This window comes from Microbacterium sp. cf046, from assembly GCF_900114345.1.
Lineage (GTDB): Bacteria > Actinomycetota > Actinomycetes > Actinomycetales > Microbacteriaceae > Microbacterium.
Window position 1 is genome coordinate 1083209 of record NZ_FOZJ01000002.1, and the last position, 16700, is coordinate 1099908.

15 protein-coding genes and 1 tRNA gene are annotated in these 16700 nt (G+C 69.5%); 10 read left to right on the forward strand and 6 right to left on the reverse strand.

Annotated elements, in window-relative coordinates; all coding sequences use genetic code 11:
- Nucleotides 1-34: 34 nt before the first annotated feature.
- Complete coding sequence (locus tag BM349_RS11450; protein WP_091706957.1) at nucleotides 35-1648, reverse strand: S1C family serine protease; 1614 nt, start codon at nucleotides 1646-1648, stop codon at nucleotides 35-37.
- 98 nt (nucleotides 1649-1746) lie between these two features.
- Here BM349_RS11450 and BM349_RS11455 point away from each other — a divergent pair, with 98 nt between their 5' ends.
- On the forward strand, nucleotides 1747-2949 hold the full coding sequence (locus BM349_RS11455) for an aminotransferase class I/II-fold pyridoxal phosphate-dependent enzyme (protein WP_091706958.1): 1203 nt from the start codon (nucleotides 1747-1749) through the stop codon (nucleotides 2947-2949).
- Between the two features lie 18 nt (nucleotides 2950-2967).
- On the opposite strand, the gene BM349_RS11460 is transcribed toward BM349_RS11455, so the two are convergent.
- Both BM349_RS11460 and BM349_RS11465 read right to left on the reverse strand, forming a co-directional pair.
- Entirely contained in the window at nucleotides 2968-3786 is an 819-nt protein-coding gene (locus BM349_RS11460) for a carbon-nitrogen hydrolase family protein (protein ID WP_091706959.1), read from the reverse strand.
- Nucleotides 3783-4298: a DUF6328 family protein gene (locus BM349_RS11465; RefSeq protein ID WP_091706960.1), complete on the reverse strand. Its 516-nt coding sequence runs from the start codon at nucleotides 4296-4298 to the stop codon at nucleotides 3783-3785. The genes BM349_RS11460 and BM349_RS11465 overlap by 4 nt, the downstream gene beginning before the upstream one ends.
- Before the next feature lie 91 nt (nucleotides 4299-4389).
- On the opposite strand from BM349_RS11465, the gene BM349_RS11470 reads away from it, so the two are divergent.
- A tRNA-Met gene (locus BM349_RS11470) sits at nucleotides 4390-4463 on the forward strand.
- A gap of 91 nt (nucleotides 4464-4554) precedes the next feature.
- Here the strand turns inward: BM349_RS11470 and BM349_RS11475 are convergent.
- A complete protein-coding gene (locus tag BM349_RS11475) occupies nucleotides 4555-5025 on the reverse strand; it encodes a MarR family winged helix-turn-helix transcriptional regulator (RefSeq protein ID WP_091706961.1) in 471 nt (156 codons plus the stop codon).
- 77 nt (nucleotides 5026-5102) lie between these two features.
- Here BM349_RS11475 and idi point away from each other — a divergent pair, with 77 nt between their 5' ends.
- From idi to BM349_RS11510, 7 genes are read left to right on the forward strand one after another with little or no spacing between them, the layout of a single operon-like run.
- Nucleotides 5103-5660, forward strand: coding sequence for an isopentenyl-diphosphate Delta-isomerase (idi, locus tag BM349_RS11480; RefSeq protein ID WP_091706962.1), 558 nt, complete (start codon nucleotides 5103-5105; stop codon nucleotides 5658-5660).
- Nucleotides 5657-6712 carry a polyprenyl synthetase family protein gene (locus tag BM349_RS11485; protein ID WP_091706963.1) on the forward strand — a complete coding sequence of 352 codons (1056 nt, stop codon included), beginning with the start codon at nucleotides 5657-5659 and terminating at the stop codon, nucleotides 6710-6712. Before idi ends, BM349_RS11485 begins: the two co-directional genes overlap by 4 nt.
- Nucleotides 6709-7593 (forward strand): phytoene/squalene synthase family protein, encoded by an 885-nt coding sequence (locus tag BM349_RS11490; protein ID WP_091706964.1) that lies wholly within the window; start codon nucleotides 6709-6711, stop codon nucleotides 7591-7593. Before BM349_RS11485 ends, BM349_RS11490 begins: the two co-directional genes overlap by 4 nt.
- 32 nt (nucleotides 7594-7625) lie before the next feature.
- Entirely contained in the window at nucleotides 7626-9194 is a 1569-nt protein-coding gene (gene crtI / locus BM349_RS11495) for a phytoene desaturase family protein (protein ID WP_091706965.1), read from the forward strand.
- Between the two features lies 1 nt (nucleotide 9195).
- Complete coding sequence (locus tag BM349_RS11500; RefSeq protein ID WP_091706966.1) at nucleotides 9196-9555, forward strand: lycopene cyclase domain-containing protein; 360 nt, start codon at nucleotides 9196-9198, stop codon at nucleotides 9553-9555.
- Nucleotides 9552-9869, forward strand: a complete 318-nt coding sequence (locus BM349_RS11505) for a lycopene cyclase domain-containing protein (RefSeq protein WP_091706967.1) — start codon at nucleotides 9552-9554, stop codon at nucleotides 9867-9869. Before BM349_RS11500 ends, BM349_RS11505 begins: the two co-directional genes overlap by 4 nt.
- Nucleotides 9866-10759, forward strand: a complete 894-nt coding sequence (locus tag BM349_RS11510; protein WP_175525275.1) for a prenyltransferase — start codon at nucleotides 9866-9868, stop codon at nucleotides 10757-10759. Before BM349_RS11505 ends, BM349_RS11510 begins: the two co-directional genes overlap by 4 nt.
- Nucleotides 10760-10820: 61 nt before the next feature.
- Here the strand turns inward: BM349_RS11510 and BM349_RS11515 are convergent, their stop codons facing one another.
- Both BM349_RS11515 and BM349_RS11520 read right to left on the reverse strand, forming a co-directional pair.
- On the reverse strand, nucleotides 10821-13730 hold the full coding sequence (locus BM349_RS11515) for a UPF0182 family membrane protein (protein ID WP_091706968.1): 2910 nt from the start codon (nucleotides 13728-13730) through the stop codon (nucleotides 10821-10823).
- Nucleotides 13731-13852: 122 nt separating this feature from the next.
- Nucleotides 13853-14986, reverse strand: a complete 1134-nt coding sequence (locus tag BM349_RS11520) for a YlbL family protein (protein ID WP_091706969.1) — start codon at nucleotides 14984-14986, stop codon at nucleotides 13853-13855.
- Nucleotides 14987-15113: 127 nt separating this feature from the next.
- Between BM349_RS11520 and BM349_RS11525 the strand changes: the two genes are divergently transcribed.
- Nucleotides 15114-16535 (forward strand): zinc-dependent metalloprotease, encoded by a 1422-nt coding sequence (locus BM349_RS11525; protein ID WP_091706970.1) that lies wholly within the window; start codon nucleotides 15114-15116, stop codon nucleotides 16533-16535.
- The last annotated feature ends 165 nt before the right edge of the window (nucleotides 16536-16700 follow it).

Below are 16700 nucleotides of genomic sequence, written 5' to 3' on the forward strand. Positions count from 1 at the left end.
TATCGCGGGGTGGCGTCTCAGACCGGGAGGTGCGCTACAGCGCCAGCTCTCCCAGAGTCACATCGACGGTCTTCGTCTCGCCGTCGCGGACGAACGTGACGGTCGCGTCGCTTCCCGCTGCGGCGGCACGCACCTGCGCAGTCAGGTCGGTGGCATCGGTCACCGGCACTCCGTTGAAGGCGGTGACGATGTCGCCTTCGGCGAGGCCGGCTGCCTGGGCGGCGCCGTCGGCGACGACCTCGGCGATGTAGGCGCCGGTGATCGTCGAGGACTCGACGGATGCCGCGTCTCGGACGCTCGCACCGAGCAGGCCGTGGGTGGCGGCACCGTTCTCGATGATCTCCCCGGTCACACGCTCGACGATGTTCGACGGGATGGAGAACCCGACGCCGATCGAGCCGGATTCGCCGCTCGAGCCGCCCGCCGTCGCGATCGCGACGTTGATGCCGATGAGCTTGCCCTCTTCGTCGACCAGCGCGCCGCCCGAGTTGCCGGGGTTGATCGCGGCATCCGTCTGGATCACGGCGATCGAGATCGACTCGCTCGGGGTCTGCGCCTGCGAGTCGCCCTCGCCGAAGTCGAACTGGAACGGCGACTGGCCCTCCGGCGTCTGGCTGTCAGGCGTCTGGGAGTCATCCTGCGCGTCGCCGGAGTCCGGCACCGCCGACGAGGCGATCTGGATCGAGCGGTTCAGCGCGCTGACGATGCCCGTCGTGACGCTGTTGGACAGCCCCAGCGGCGCACCGATCGCGATCGTCTGGTCGCCCACGTTCAGCTCCGACGAGTCCGCGAACTCGATCGGGGTCAGTCCTTCGGCATCCGTGAGCTTGATCACGGCGAGGTCGTAGGTGGGATCCGTGCCCACGACCTCCGCGTCGTAGACGCGCCCGTCGGAGGTGGTCACCCGGATCGTCGCGTCGGAGGTGGCACCGTCCAGCGTGACGACGTGCGTGTTGGTGACGACGTAGCCGTCGCTGGTGAGCACCACGCCCGAGCCGGTTCCGGCACCGTTCGTGCCCGTCGCCTGGATCGTGACGACGCTCGGGAGCACCTTCGCGGAGATCGCCGTGGTCTGGTTCACCGAGTCGGTGTTGTTCACGGTGACCGTCGAAGGGCCGGCGGCCGGGCTGCTGCCGGCCGGAGTGAAGAGGTTGACGCCCGCGTACGCTCCGCCGAGGCCGGCGGCGCCGCCGACGATCGCGGCGGCCACGATGAGCCCCACGACCTTGCCGGCGCCCGACTTCTTCTTGGTGGCCGTTCCGGTCGCGACCGCGCCCGTTGCCGGGCCGCCGAGCGGGGCCGTGGGCTGCGTCTGCGCCAGGTCAGGACGAGCGCCGGGACCGAACGATGACGCGTACTGCTGACCGGCTGCGGGCTGACCCGCATACGGCTGAGCGTGGGGGGCGCCGTACGGGGCCTGCTGCGGGTACGGCGGGTAGCCGGCCGGAGCGGCCGCGGGGCGCGCGCCCTGCGGCGGCTGCCACTGCGGCTGGGCGGGAATCTGCGAGCCAGGGGCCTGGGGCGCAGCCGCGGTGGGCGCGGGCGCCTGCGGTGCGGGCGGAACGACGGGCTGCTGTGCCTGGGGCGCCGCGCCGCTCGCGGTCTCGGGGGTGGTTTCTGAAGGGCGTTCGCCCTCGGTGTCGCTCATGATTGCTCCTTCTGCCGACCACTGACAACTCTCGCCCGGGTTTCTGTGCGTTTGTTATGCCGGGGATGGGGGTCGACTATGCGAGTAGCGTGAACCGGATGCGAGAAATACCCGGAGCCTGGCGCCGCACGGCGTTCGGCGCAGGCCTGCTCGGTCCCGACGGATCCACCCGCCCCACCATCTTCGCCGAGATGTCGGCCCTCGCGGCGCGAACCGGCGCGATCAACCTCGGTCAGGGCTTCCCTGATGAGGACGGACCCCCGGCTGTGCTCGAGGCGGCGCGCGCTGCGATCGCCCACGGGGTCAACCAGTATCCGCCCGGGCGCGGTATCCCCGATCTCCTCGACGCGATCGCCGAGCACCAGCTGCGCTTCTACGGTCAGCACCTCGATCCGCACCGCGATGTGCTGGTGACCGCGGGTGCGACCGAGGCGCTCGCGGCGACCCTGCTCGCGCTCGTCGAAGGCCCGGATGACGAGGTGGTCGTGTTCGAGCCGTACTACGACTCGTACGCGGCCGTCGTCGCGCTGGCCGGCGCACGGCTCGTGACCGTGCCGTTGCGGTGGCCGGATTTCCAGCCCGACCCTGACGACCTGCGCGCCGCGGTCTCGAACCGCACGCGTGTCATCCTCGTGAACGACCCGCACAATCCCACCGGAGCGGTGTTCACGCGCGAGCTGCAGGATGAGGTGGTGCGGCTGGCCGAGCGCCATGACGCCGTGATCGTGACGGATGAGGTGTACGAGCATCTCGCCTTCGATGGGCCACACGTGCCGATCGCGACGCTCCCCGGCGCGTGGGAGCGCACGCTGACGATCTCCTCGGGCGGCAAGACGTTCTCGACCACGGGCTGGAAGATCGGATGGATCGCGGGACCGTCCGACCTCGTGGATGCGGTGCTCGCGGTCAAGCAGTTCCTCACCTACGTCAACGGGGCGCCGTTCCAGCCGGCGATCGCGACCGGGCTGAGGCTGCCGGATGCGTTCTTCGACGACATCGCCGAGGCGATGCGCGCCAAGCGCGATCTGCTCGGCTCGGGTCTGCGCGCTGCCGGCTTCGACGTGTCGGTCCCGTCCGGGTCCTACTTCACGGTGATGGATGCCGCACCCCTCGGCGCGACCGATGCCGCCGAGTTCTGCCGTGCGCTGCCGGAGCGCGCAGGGGTCGTCGCGATCCCACTGACTGCATTCGCGAGCCCGGCACGAAGAGCCGAATACGCGACGCTGGTGCGGTTCGCCGCGTGCAAGCGCGTCGAAGTGCTCGAGGACGCGGCATCCCGACTCGCCGCTCTCGCAGGCTGAGCGGACTCGCCGCGGCGGTCAGGCTCGCGGCACGACCCCCATGCGCCGGAGCCGCAGCGCGGGGTTGACCCTGCGGACGCGCTCGACCGCCGATCGATCGAGGTGGGCGACGGCGACATCCGTCGAGGTCCCGATCGCGGCGATCTCGACGCCCTGCGGGTCGACGATCATCGAGTTGCCGACGCCCAGCGGCGGCGGATGATCGGCCGCGACCACGTACACCGTGTTCTCGATCGCCCGGGCGTGCACCAGCGTGCGCCAGTGATGCTCCTTCAGCGGGCCGCGCACCCACTCGGCGGGCACCAGGAACGCATCCGCGCCGGCATCGGCGAGCATCCGACCCACTTCGGGGAACCTGAGGTCGTAGCACGTCATCAACCCGAAGCGCAGACCGTTCAGCTCGAACGTCTCAGTGTCGGCGAGCTCTCCGGGTTCGACCCAGTCGGACTCCCGCTGACCGAACGCGTCGTACAGATGGAGCTTGCGGTACGTGGCGACGATTCCGTCGGCTGCGATCGCGACGACCGTGTTGCGAACGCGGCGGTCGTCGGCCGCCGACTCCACGAGCCCGGCGACGATGTGCACTCCGTGCTCGGCGGCCAGCGCCGTGAGGGCGTGCACGAAGGGACCGTCGAGCTCTTCGGCATGGGCGCGGAGCGAGTCGTCGAACGGGTCGACGAAGTAGCTCGAGTACTCCGGGAAGACCACGAGGGCGGCCCCTCGGCGGGACGCCGCCACCACGAGCTGCTCGATCGCGACGAGGTTCGCGCTCCTGTCGGCCGCGGGGGCGAACTGGGCGACGGCGACGGCCGTCGTGTCAGAGCCGTGGGCGGTCATCGGGGAGCCTTGATGCTCAGGCGTGCGCGGATGACGCCCGGCGCGATGATCCACAGCGTGAGGATCACCGACGTGAGCGCGATCAGGGCGACGATGGCGGCGGCGCGATCGACGACCACGTCGAACACGAAGCCCACCACGCCGATGAGCAGCACCGAGACCGTCGCGAGCGCCGTGACGAGCGCGGCGTGCCCGTATGCGACCACCTGCGCCTTCGCGCGCCGATGGAACAGCGCGCGGTGGAGTGCGACCGGTGCGAGCGCGACGATCGACGTGAGTGCCGACATCACGACCAGCCCCAGGTAGACACCGCGCTGGCCGGCGTTCAGCTCGGCGAACGCGGGCTGGAATGCCAGGGCGAGCAGGAAGCCGGTGAGGATCTGGGTGCCCGTCTGCAGGACGCGCAGCTCTTGAAGGACCTCGCTCCAGTTGCGGTCGGCACGCTCGGTCGGCGATTCGTCACGCCCGTCCTCCAGGTCGTCCTCGGGGTCTGTGTCGCGCTCGGAGGGCATGGGTTCATCCTCGCCCTCTGCGGACGCGCACGGCAAGCGGCTGCGGCGACCCGACCCCGGTTTCAAACCGTGCTAGGCTTGATTCTTGTGCCGCGGGGTGGAGCAGCTCGGTAGCTCGCTGGGCTCATAACCCAGAGGTCGCAGGTTCAAATCCTGTCCCCGCAACGAAAAGAAGATGGCCCCGGACTCGTCCGGGGCCATCTTCTTTGTCTTCTGACCGTCGCAATGGGCCGGTCCGGGCGGTCCGCAAACCGCATCACCGCGGATCGAGCGTCTCGCTGAGCTCCGCGAGGAATCGCGTGATCACGGCCAGTTCGCCGTCCTCGTAGCGATCCGCCACTCCGCGCATTCTGCGCAGGCGCTCGCCGAAGTGGCGGAAGAAGCTGCTGCGGGACTCGTCGGTGAGCACCACGATCCGGGCGCGGCGGTCGCTCGGATGCGGGCGGCGCTCGATGTGCCCGGAAGCCGAGAGCCGGTCCAGGAGCTTCGTGGTCGAGGCCGTCGAGATGCGCAAGTGGTCCGCGACCTGGTGCGGGCTGACGGTCTCACCGCGACCCTCGCGGACGATCAGCATTCGCAGCGCAGCGAGGTCGGTGGCGTTCATCTCCATGTCGCCCTTCATGCCGCCGTGCATCCTGTCCATGGCGTCGCTGAAAGCCCGGACGGCTTGCAGAACCTCCATGACCGCCTGATCATGGGGTGTATGCGCGAGCCACGGCTGCGTCATGTGGACACTCCTTCACTCCCCTTGTATCATCGGGCGAAAGATATCGCTAGCTAAACTAGCGAATTAGAGGAGGATTCATGAGCGACGTCGACCACGTGGTCCTCCTCGATGACGAGGGGCGGCCGATCGGAACCGCGCCGAAGAGCAGCGTCCACGGCACCGACACCGCGCTCCACCTCGCCTTCTCGTGCCACGTCATGAACGACGACGGGCAGGTTCTGGTGACCCGCCGGGCTCTGGGCAAGTCGACGTGGCCGGGCGTGTGGAGCAACTCCTTCTGCGGCCACCCTCGGCCGGCAGAACCCGTGCTGACGGCGGTCCATCGACGCGCCGAGTACGAACTGGGGATCGCGCTCACCGACATCGAGCTCGCGCTCCCCCTGTTCCGCTATCGTGCGGTCGACACCAGCGGGATCGTCGAATACGAGGTGTGCCCGGTCTACACCGCGCGCACGTCCGACGAGCCCGTCCTGAATCCGCTCGAGGTCGTGGAAGCGAAGTGGGTCGACCCCGCCGATCTCGCGACTTCCCTCACCGCGACGCCCTGGGCGTTCAGTCCGTGGCTGGTGCTCCAGGCCGAGCAGCTGCACCTGTTCGGCTCGGAGCCCGCGCTGCAGCGACGACGGGCCTCATGATCCCGCTCGCCACGCGAGCGGCCATCGACGAGACGATCGACTGCTCGATGAGTCGGATCCGTCGGAGGTCGATCGAGCTGGGCGGCGGGTTCGAGGAGCTCGGAGACGCGGTCGGTCGCGCCGCCATGGGCGGCAAGCGCTTCCGGCCCGCGCTGGTCGCGGCATCCTTCGCGGCGTTCGGCGGAGAGCTCGACGAAGCGAACACGCTCTACAGCGTGGCCGCCGCCTTCGAGCTCCTGCACACTGCGTTCGTCGTCCATGACGACGTGATCGATCACGACACGATCCGGCGCGGCATCCCCAACGTCGCAGGCGAATTCCGGCGGCGGGCACGGGACCGCGGGGCCGACGCCGCCGGAGCGGCGACGCTCGGAGACGCGGCCGCGATCCTCGCAGGCGACCTGCTCCTGCACGAGGCGTCGCGACTCATCGCCCTCGCCGACGTGTCGCCCGGGGTCCGTGCCGAGTTGTTCGGCCTGCTCGACGACGCGATCTACGTCTCGGCGGCCGGCGAGCTCGCCGATGTCGAGAACGCGGTGATGCCCGACTACGCCGAAGCCGAGGCGATTTTCAATGCGACCTTCAACAAGACGGCGGTCTACTCGTTCAGCGCGCCGCTGTGCGCCGGCGCCGTCCTCGCGGGCGCGCCGGCTGAGGCGGTCGCGGCCCTCGACGCCGAAGGCGGCCGTCTGGGCCTCGCATTCCAGCTCGTCGACGACCTGATCGGCGCTTTCGGATCGGCCGAACAGGCCGGCCGGGACGAGGGAGGAGACCTCCGCGAGTCCAAGCGCACGCCGCTGATCGCGCTCGCCCGGCAGACACCCTCCTGGTCCCGAGTGAACGACGCGCTCGCGGTCGCGCACACCGGGCCGATCGCCGTGCGCGAAGCACAGCTCGCGCTCGAGGAGAGCGGCGCCCGCGTCCGCCTGCGGATGCTGATCGACGACACCCTCGCCGGAGTGCGCTCCGCGGCCGATGACCCGGCATTCCCCGCAGATGCACGACCGCTCATCCGGGATCTCGCCGACCGCGTCGAGGAGCGCATCCCGTGAGTGAGGATCCGACCGGGCTCGCCCTCTACGACAAGGCGGCCGAGGATGCCGCTGCCGCGGTGATCGCGGCCTACTCCACCTCCTTCGCTCTCGCCGCCCGCCTCCTGGGGGTCCGCCCTCGTCCGCACGTGCGCAACATCTACGCACTGGTGCGCATCGCGGACGAGATCGTGGACGGCCCTGCGTCCGAGGCGGGACTCGACTCGGCGGCCGAGCGCATGATCCTCGACGGACTCGAAGCGGACACGATGACCGCGATCGCCCAGGGCTTCAGCGCGAACCTCGTGGTGCATGCGTTCGCCCGGACGGCGCGCGAGTGCGGCATCGACGAAGCGCTGATCCGGCCGTTCTTCGCATCGATGCGCACAGACCTGATGAGGACGCGCCACGACGCGGCGTCGCACGACGACTACGTCTACGGCTCCGCCGAGGTCGTCGGACTGATGTGCCTGCAGGTGTTCGTGAACGCGGGCGCGCCGCATCCCGTCGCACCCGAACCCGAGCTCGTCGACGGCGCACGCCGCCTGGGAGCCGCGTTCCAGGACGTCAACTTCCTGCGCGATCTCCAGCACGACGAGGGCGCCCTCGGTCGCGACTACCTCGGCATCGCGTCCGGATCCGCGACCCGCATCGATGTGCTCGACCGGATCGACGCGGATCTCGCCGCGGCGGCGGCCGTCATCCCCCGTCTCCCGGCGGACTGCCGCCGCGCGGTGACCGCCGCCCATGACCTGTTCGCCGCGCTGTCCATGCGGCTGCGCCGTGACTCGGCATCCGATGAGCGCGTCCGCGTGCCCGATACCGTGAAGGCGACACTCGCCGCTCGTGCGTGGCTCGGCTTCGCGCCGCGCCACCCGCGCATGGCACGTGCACGCGCATGACCGGACGCGACCGATCGACGGAGGATCCCCGCATGGCGCACGATGAGAAGGGCGCCGCCGTCGTGATCGGCGCGGGCATCGCAGGTCTCGCCACGGCCGCCCTCCTGGGCGCCGAAGGGTGGGACGTGACGATCGTCGAAGCCCGCGACGAGGTCGGCGGCCGCGCCGGCTCATGGGAGCGGGACGGCTTCCGGTTCGACACCGGCCCGAGCTGGTACTTGATGCCCGAGGTCTTCGATCACTTCTTCCGGCTGCTCGGCACGACGGCCGCCCAGGAGCTGGACCTCGTCCGCCTGGATCCTGCCTACCGCGTGTACAGCCAGCCGAGAGCCGAGCATCCGCTGCCGCCGACGGACGTCCGATCGGGCCGGCATGAGGCCACCGCCCTGTTCGAGGCGATCGAGCCAGGTGCGGGCGCGACGCTCGACGAGTACCTGGACTCCGCCGCCGACGCGTACGAGCTCTCCGTCTCGCGCTTCCTCTACGACACGTACGAGACGACGGCGGGGCTGCGCGACCCGGTCCTCATGCGCCGGGCCGGACGCCTCGCCCCTCTGCTCGCACGGTCCCTCGCTCATCACGTCGAGCGTCGGTTCACCGATCCGCGGCTGCGGCAGATCCTCGGCTACCCCGCCGTCTTCCTCGGCGGTTCGCCGTACTCGGTGCCGAGCCTGTACCACCTCATGAGCCACCTCGACCTCGATGACGGCGTGCTGTATCCGCGCGGCGGCTTCACCGAGGTGATCGGCGCGGTCGAGCGGCTCGCGGTCGCGAACGGCGCCGTGATCCGGACCGGCTGCGAAGTGGTGGAGATCACGACGACGGATGCCGTGGCCACGGGCGTGCGTCTCGCGGACGGCGAGCACATCGCCGCCGACCTCGTGGTGTCCACCGCGGACCTTCATCACACCGAGACACGACTCCTTCCCGCCGAACTGCAGACCTACCCCGAGAAGTGGTGGGCCAAGCGAACCCCGAGTCCCGGCGCGCTGCTCGTGCTGCTCGGGGTGGAGGGAGCGCTGCCGCAGCTCGCCCACCACACCCTGCTGTTCGCCGAGGACTGGCGCTCGAACTTCGAGGACATCTTCCGCGAGCCCCACCGCATCCCGGATCCCGCGTCGCTGTACGTGTGCCGACCGAGCGCGACCGACCCCGCGGTCGCGCCGCCGGGCCACGAGAACCTCTTCGTCCTGGTGCCGATCCCTGCCGATCCCGCCATCGGGCGCGGCGGGCTGGACGGCGACGGCGACGCCGCGGTCGAGACCGCGGCCGACCGCGTGATCCGCCAGATCTCGGACTGGTGCGGCATCCCCGATCTCGCGGAGCGTGTGGTCGTGCGTCGGACGATCGCACCCGGGGACTTCGCCGCCGACCTCCACTCGTGGCGCGGCAATGCGCTGGGCCTGGCCCACACCCTGGGTCAGAGCGCGATGTTCCGGCCGCGGAATGCGTCCAAGCGCGTGCGGGGCCTGTCCTACGCGGGCGGGTCGGCGCTGCCCGGAATCGGACTGCCGATGTGCCTCATCTCCGCCGAGCTCGTGCTCAAGCGGCTGCGCGGCGATCGCACTGCGGGTCCCCTCCCCGAACCGGCCAGGGTGTGACGTGCCGGGGCTCTACCTCCTCGCGATCCTCGTGTCGGTCGGCGGCATCCTCGCCCTGGACGGGCGATGGCGCCTCGCCGCCTGGCGCGCGCCGGGCCGGACCGCGGCTTCGGTCCTGATCGGCACGGCCGTCTTCCTCGTGTGGGACGCCGTCGGCATCGCGACCGGCGTGTTCGTGAAGGGGGACAGTGCGCTCCTGCTCGGGATCGATCTCGCGCCGCAGCTGCCGATCGAGGAGCCCGTCTTCCTCGCGTTCCTGTGCTACCTCGGCCTGGTCGTCTGGGCGGCCGCGATGAGGATCCTGGCCCGACGCGCGGCATCCGCGTCCTCAGAGAGTCCCCACGCGGAGCGCGGCACGTGACCTACCCGCTGATCGTCGTCCCGTTCGTCCTCGTGACGATCATCGTGAGCCTCGCGACGCTCCGGCGCCCCGGCTTCGGGCGACGGATGGCGGCCTCCGCGATCTCGGCCGCCGTGCTCGTCGCGCTGACCGCGGTCTTCGACAACGTCATGATCGCCGCGGGCCTGTTCACGTATCCCGCCGAGCATCTGAGCGGCCTGCGCATCGGACTGGCGCCTCTGGAGGACTTCGCCTATCCGCTGTGCGCGGCGTTCCTGATCCCTGCCGTCTACACGATGCTCGGGCGCCGCGCGGATCGGGAGGCGACGGCGTGAGCGACGCACGGGCCTTGCGGCCGGCCACGGTGCTCGGACAGCTGCTCGTGGCGTCTCGCCCGGTCAGCTGGATCAACACCGCCTACCCGTTCGCGGCCGCGTATGTGATGACCACGCGCGAGGTCGATGCGGCGCTCGTGATCGGGACGCTGTTCTTCCTGATCCCGTACAACCTGGCGATGTACGGCATCAACGACGTGTTCGACTACGAATCCGATCTGCGCAATCCGCGCAAGGGCGGTGCGCACGGTGCGGTGCTCGATCGCAGGATGCACCGGATCACGCTGTGGGCGGCGGCGCTCTCCTGCCTGCCGTTCGTCGTGTTCCTGGTGGTCGTCGGATCCCCGCTGTCGTGGGCGGTGCTCGCGGCGAGCCTGTTCTTCGTCGTCTTCTACAGTGCACCGCCGCTGCGGCTGAAGGAGGTCCCGTTCGCGGACTCTGTGACCTCCAGCATCCACTTCTTCTCCCCCGCCGTGTACGGGCTCGTCCTCGCCGGTGCGACCTGGACGTGGCAGCTCGCCGCGGTGATCCTCGCGTTCGCCCTCTGGGGCGTCGCCTCTCATGCGTTCGGGGCGGTGCAGGATGTCGTCGCGGACCGGGAGGCCGGGATCTCGTCGATCGCGACCGCCCGCGGAGCCAGGTGGACGGTGTGGTTCTCGCTCGGCTGCTATGCCGCGGCCGGGCTCGTCATGCTGGTGACACCTTGGCCCGGCCCACTGGCCGCGCTCGTCGCGGTCGGTTACATCGCGACCGTGTGGCCGTTCCGCTCGATCACGGACGAGACGGCCGAACGCGCGACCGCGGGGTGGCGACGCTTCCTCTGGGTGAACCAGATCGCCGGCTTCGCGATCACGCTGCTGCTGATCTGGTCCTGGTTCCTCACCGACTGAGCCGGCGCAGACGAAGGGCCCCCTCGCACCGAACGGTGGAGGGGGCCTTCAACGTGGACGGTTACTGCTCGCCCAGAGCGATGAGCTTCTCGACGGCCGCGGTCAGGCGCTCGTCTGCCTCGCCGTATGCGGTCCAGTCGCCGGCCTGGAGGGCCGCCTGCCGATCGAGCATGGCCTGCTGCGCGTCCTGCAGCGCAGCCTGGTACTCGTCCGTCGGCGGTTCCGTCGGCTGCGGTTCGGTGGTCTCGCCCGGCGTCGGGGTGGGCTCCGGCGTCGGACCGGGCGTCGGTGTCACGTCGGCATCACCGGTGTCGACACCGGAGTCTCCGCCGAAGAGGGCATCGAGCGCTTCGTTCAACGTGTCCTCGAATGCCACCTGGTTGCCGAACGCGACCAGCACCTTCTGCAGCTGCGGCAGCTGGGTGCCGCTGGAGGCCTGAACGAAGACCGGCTGAACGTAGAGCAGGCCGCCGCCGACCGGCAGCGTCAGCAGGTTGCCGTTGATCACCTCCGACTGCCCCTGTTTGAGCAGGTTGATCTGTGAGGAGATGAGCGGATCTGAGTTGAACGTGTTCTGCACCTGACCCGGCCCGGGGATCGTGGTGTCGGCATCCACCACGAGCATTCGAAGTTTGCCGTAGTCCGGACTCTTCACACCCGCCTTGTTGCCCGCGTTCGAATCGACGGCGAGGTACCCCATCAGCACGTTGCGGGATGCGGTGCCCTCGGATGCCGGGATGAAGCTTGTGAACATCGAGTAGGTCGGGGCGTCCTGGCCGGGCATCTGCATCGTCAGGTAGTACGGCGGCTGCAGGACGGTGTCCAGCTGCGGGTCATTCGGCGTCTGCCACGCGTTGTCGCGCTGGTAGAACGACTGCGCGTCATCGACGTGGTAGACGCCCAGGGCGTAGCGCTGAACCTTGAACAGGTCCGTCGGGTAGCGCACGTGGCTCATCAGGTCGGCCGACATGTCGCTGATCGGCTTGACCGTCGAGGGGTACACGTTCTGCCACGACTGCAGCACCGGGTCATCGGCGTCCCACGCGTACAGCGTGACGGAACCGTCGTATGCATCGACGGTCGCCTTGACCGAGTTGCGGATGTAGTTGATGTTGTCGAGCGCGAACCGCTGCGCCGACGTGTTCGAGTCGGAGATCGCCTGCTGCAGGCTCACCGTGGTGGAGTACGGGTAGTTCGCGCTGAGCGTGTAGCCGTCGATGATCCACACGATGCGACCGTCGACGACGCTCGGGTACGGGTCGCTGTCGAGCGTCAGGTATGGCGCCGCCTTCTGCACGCGCGCGCTCGGGTCGCGGTCGTAGAGGATCTGGGAGTCCTCATTGACGTTGTCGGAGAAGAGGATCTGCTCGGACTGGAACTTGAGCGCGTAGATCAGGCGGTTGAACACGCTGCCGATGTTCGGACCGCCGTCGCCGCTGAAGGTCGTCTTGGTCTCGCTCGCGTTGTCGGCGCCCGTCGGATAGTCCAGCTCGACGGGGTCCGTGCCCTCCGGCGCGCCGACGATCGAGTAGGTGGGCGAGAACTCGCCGAAGTACACGCGAGGCTCGAAGTTCTCCTGATCGGACAGGAACCCGGCTGCCGGGATGCCCCGCTCGAGGAAGACCGGATCGCCGTCGGTCGTGCGGTCGTTGCCCTTGGCCGCGACGACGCCGTATCCGTGCGTGTACACCAGGGTGGTGTTCTGCCACGACGCGGCCGCGCCGAGCTGCTCCATGTTGAGCTCGCGGACGGAGACCACGGTGTCCTGCGAGACGCCGTCGATCGCGTACCGGTCGACGTCGAGGGGATCCGCGAACTGGTAGTAGCCGCGGAACTGCTCGAGCTGCCGCACCGTCGGACTGATCACCGCCGGGTCCATGATGCGGATCTGGGCGGTGGTGGCGGCATCCTCGCGGAGTTGGTTCTGCTCGACGTCGGTGACCGCCTGGAAGTTGGTCTTCTCGAGACCGTCGATGCCGTAGGCCGCTTTGGTCATGTCGATGCCACGCTGGTAGAACTCGCGCTCGAGACTGAGCTGGTTCGGCTGCACCTGGAACGTGTTGACCACCCAGGGGTAGCCGATGCCGACCACGATCGCCGAGACGATCAGCAGTGCCGTCGCGATCAGCGGATAGCGCCACCGGCCGATGATGGCGGTGATGAAGAAGAGGATCGCGACGATGATCGCGACGATCGAGAGGATCGTCAGCCCCGGGATGATGGCGTTCACGCCCGTGTACCCGGGGCCGGTGATGCGCGCACCGGGCTCGACGAGCGTCTTGTAACGGTCCAGCCACAGGCTCGCGGCCTGCACCAGCAGGTAGAGCCCGGCGATGACCGCGAGCTGGATGCGCGCCGCCTTGGAGATGCGCAGCTCGCGCTGACCGATCCGCACCGACCCGTACAGGTACGCCACGAGGGCGGTCACCAGGAGGCACACGATCAGCACAGCCGAGATGAAGCCCAGGAGCGCGCTGTAGAACGGCATCGCGAACAGGTAGAAGCCGGTGTCGAGGTGGAACTGCGGGTCGGTGACGTCGGTGGCCACGCCGTTGAACCACAGCCATGTGGTCTCCCACTGGGCGGATGCGGCGAACCCGGAGAAGAAGCCGAAGAAGATCGGGATCCCCCACATCGCCAGGCGACGCAGCGGCTCGACGACCTCCTGGTACCGGTCCAGCTGCGAGCTCAGCCGCGCGTAGACCGGGCGCAGCCGATATGCGAGCTGGATCGAAAGCCACACCGGAACGGCCATGCCGACGAAGCCGACGACGAACATCACGACGCGGGCGATCCACTGCGTGATCAGCACGGAGTCGAACCCGAGCTGTGCGTACCACTGCCAGTCCGCGTAGAGGTTGGCGAAGATGAAGAACGCCACCACGATCACGGCGATGATCGCCAGTGAGATCGCGATGACTCTGCGGGAGCGAGAGGGCGTGGCCGGGGCCGGCGCTGGGGTCGTGGTCACGGATCAATCCTAGGCGCGCAGTTCTGGGCGTATGCCGTGGAGTGCACGAACTCGAGCCGTGAGTTCCGCTGTCGGCGAAGCCGCAGCCGGTGCGGGCCGATCAGCCCCCGCGAGCGCCGGAATCAGCCTGCGGTGCAGGTCGGCAGGGCCGAGAGGTCGCCGTCGTCGCGGACGGCGTCCAGCACATCGAGCGCGTCATCGAGCGTCCCGACCGAGAACACCCGGAGTCCGACGGGGACGTAGCCGACGACCTCGTCGCAGTTGTCCTCCGGGGCCAGGAACCAGTCGGCTCCGGCACCGACCGCACCCCACATCTTCTGGCGGATGCCGCCGATCGGCCCGACGACGCCCTCCGCGTCGATCGTCCCGGTGCCGGCGACGGTCTCACCGCCGTTGAGCTGGTCGGGAGTCAGCGTGTCGATGATCCCGAGGGCGAACATCATGCCGGCGCTCGGACCGCCGACGTTGTTCAGTTGGATCGTCACGTCGATCGGGAAGTCGAAGTCGTTCGTGAGCGTGATGCCCAGCAGCCACAGGGTCTCGCCGTCGACCTCGGTCTCCTTCGGCGTGACCGACACCGACTCCTCCTCGCCGTCGCGCTCGATCGTCAGCTCGATCGGCGCCCCCTCGCCCTCGTTGACGATCTCGCGGAGCGCGGTCGCGTCAGTGACCGAGGTGCCGTTCGCATCGAGGATCACGTCGCCCTCTTGGAGCGCCCCCTCGGCCGCCGAGTCCTCCGTGAACGAGTACACGGTGAGCTTCGCGTCCACGTCGTACCCGAGTTCGGTCAGCGCGGCGGCTGTCGCCTCCTTCTGGGAGTCGACCATCATCGCGGCGCTCTCCTCGTTGCGCTGCTCGGTGCTCTGCCCCTCGGGGAAGACCGCGTCGATCGGCAGGACGGCCTTGCTCGGGTCGAACCACGCGGTCGCCAGCTCGAACCACGACGGCGTGCGCTCGCGGTTGCCGATCACCTGCACGGTCAGCAGATCCAGCGCTCCTTCGGTGGGAAAGGTCTCCGCGCCCTCCACCGAGATCAGCGGCACCTGGGTTCCATCGGCCGCCTCGGCGGTGCCGAGCGTGTTGTACACCGGCCCTGGACGCTGGATCACGTAGGAGGTCGGCAGGAAGGTGATCACCAGCAGCACGGCGAGCGCGATCGCGAGCGCCCAGATGCCGGCGACCATGCCGCGCGACATGCGCCGGTCCGCACGCGGTGGCGCGGGCGTGATGGTGACGTTCTCGTCGAACAGCGCCACGAGGGACCTTTCTCTGCCTGGTCGTTCGCGACCGGCGTAAGGGTGGAAGGGTCCGTGCCGGGAAGTGCGATGATCCGTGCGACTAGCGTAGATGGCGAGGTCATGACCCGGCTGAAAGGCGGCTGAAGTGGCAGAGTCCGACCGTGAGGACGACCAGAGCCCCGAGGAGCAGTTCCAGGAGCTGATCCGGCAGCTGTTCGGCGGCGCGGGTGCCGACGTGGACCCCGAGCAGCTCGCGCAGCTGTCGGGGATGGGCATCGATCCGGCGATGATGCAGACCGTCATGCAGCACCTGCAGGGCGCGTTCGCGGGCGGTGCCGACGAGGGCATCTCGTGGGACCTGGCCAAGCGCCAGGCGCTGCACATCGCGAATCAGGACGGTCTCGGAGTCACGGACGGCCAGCGCACGGACCTGGATCAGGCGTTCGCCCTGGCATCGCTGTGGCTGAGCGAGGCCACCACGATCTCCGAGCTGGCCACCCCGCCGCGCGCGCTCACCCGCGGCGGCTGGGTCGAGGCGACCCTGCCGGTCTGGCAGGAGCTGGCCGAACCCGTGGCGACGAGCATCGCGGACGCGCTCACCCAGGCGCTGCGTGAACAGGCGCCTGAGGAGATGCAGGGCCTCGTGCAGGGCGCGGGACGGCTGATGCGCACGGTCGGCGGATCGCTCTTCGCGTCGCAGCTCGGCCAGGTGGTCGGCAACCTCTCCAAAGAGGTCGTCAGCGGCGGAGACGTCGGCATCCCGCTCATGCCCGATGGCGACGCGGTGATCCTTCCGCAGAACTTCGCCGACTTCGGGCGCGATCTCGAGATCCCCGACGACCAGCTCGCGCTCTACATCGCGACGCGCGAACTCGCTCACGCACGGCTGTTCCGTCATGCCCGCTGGCTGCGCCTGCACGTCATCTCCCAGGTCACGGACTTCGCGCGCGGCATCCACGTGGACACCGACGCGCTCGAAGAGCTCGCGTCGCGCTTCGATCCCTCCCAGCCCGAGGAGCTGCGTCGGGCTCTGGAGAGCGGCGCCCTGCTGCCGAGCCGGTCGGAGGCCCAGAACGCGGCGCTCACCCGGCTCGAGAACCTCCTCGCGACGATCGAGGGCTGGGTCGATGTCGTGACGGAGCGCGCCACTGCGCGCCTGCCGTCCGCCGATCGCATCGCCGAGGCCGTGCGCCGCCGCCGCGCCGTGGGCGGCCCCGCCGAGCAGGCGCTGAGCTCGCTGGTGGGGCTCGAGCTTCGCCCTCGCCGGATGCGCGAGGCCGCGGCGATGTGGCGCGCCGTGACGGATGCCGTCGGCGTGGCCGGCCGCGACGCCCTGTGGGACTACCCCGACCTCATGCCCACCGCCGAGGACATCGACGACCCCGCGGCGCTCGTCGCGCGGCTCGAAGCACGGGCGCGCGGTGAGGCGCCTGCGACCGACGAGATGGACGACGCGCTGGCCCGCCTCCTCGCCGGTGAGGACATCGGCGAGGCGCCGTCCGGCGTCGACGAAGGCCCGTCCGAGCCGGATGAGCCCTCCGCTTCGGACGATCCCCGGCCCGTCTGAGTCCGCGGCGCCCTCGGCTCCTCCACAGGGTGCGGTCCGAGACCCCAGAGCGAGTCGAACCTGTGGAGAGCCGGATCCGTCACGCCGCGCGGATCACAATCGGGACCATGCTGCGACTCGACCCCGCGTTCCCGCCGCTCTGGCGTTCCGCCACCACCCTGCAGT

Coding starts and splice junctions, on each gene's coding strand:
- BM349_RS11465 (WP_091706960.1), bottom strand. CDS start 4,298: ATGCCCTCCGAGCGCGACACAGACCCCGAGGACGACCTGGAGGACGGG.
- BM349_RS11485 (WP_091706963.1), top strand. CDS start 5,657: ATGATCCCGCTCGCCACGCGAGCGGCCATCGACGAGACGATCGACTGC.
- BM349_RS11450 (WP_091706957.1), bottom strand. CDS start 1,648: ATGAGCGACACCGAGGGCGAACGCCCTTCAGAAACCACCCCCGAGACC.
- BM349_RS11475 (WP_091706961.1), bottom strand. CDS start 5,025: ATGACGCAGCCGTGGCTCGCGCATACACCCCATGATCAGGCGGTCATG.
- BM349_RS11460 (WP_091706959.1), bottom strand. CDS start 3,786: ATGACCGCCCACGGCTCTGACACGACGGCCGTCGCCGTCGCCCAGTTC.
- BM349_RS11455 (WP_091706958.1), top strand. CDS start 1,747: ATGCGAGAAATACCCGGAGCCTGGCGCCGCACGGCGTTCGGCGCAGGC.
- idi (WP_091706962.1), top strand. CDS start 5,103: ATGAGCGACGTCGACCACGTGGTCCTCCTCGATGACGAGGGGCGGCCG.
- crtI (WP_091706965.1), top strand. CDS start 7,626: ATGGCGCACGATGAGAAGGGCGCCGCCGTCGTGATCGGCGCGGGCATC.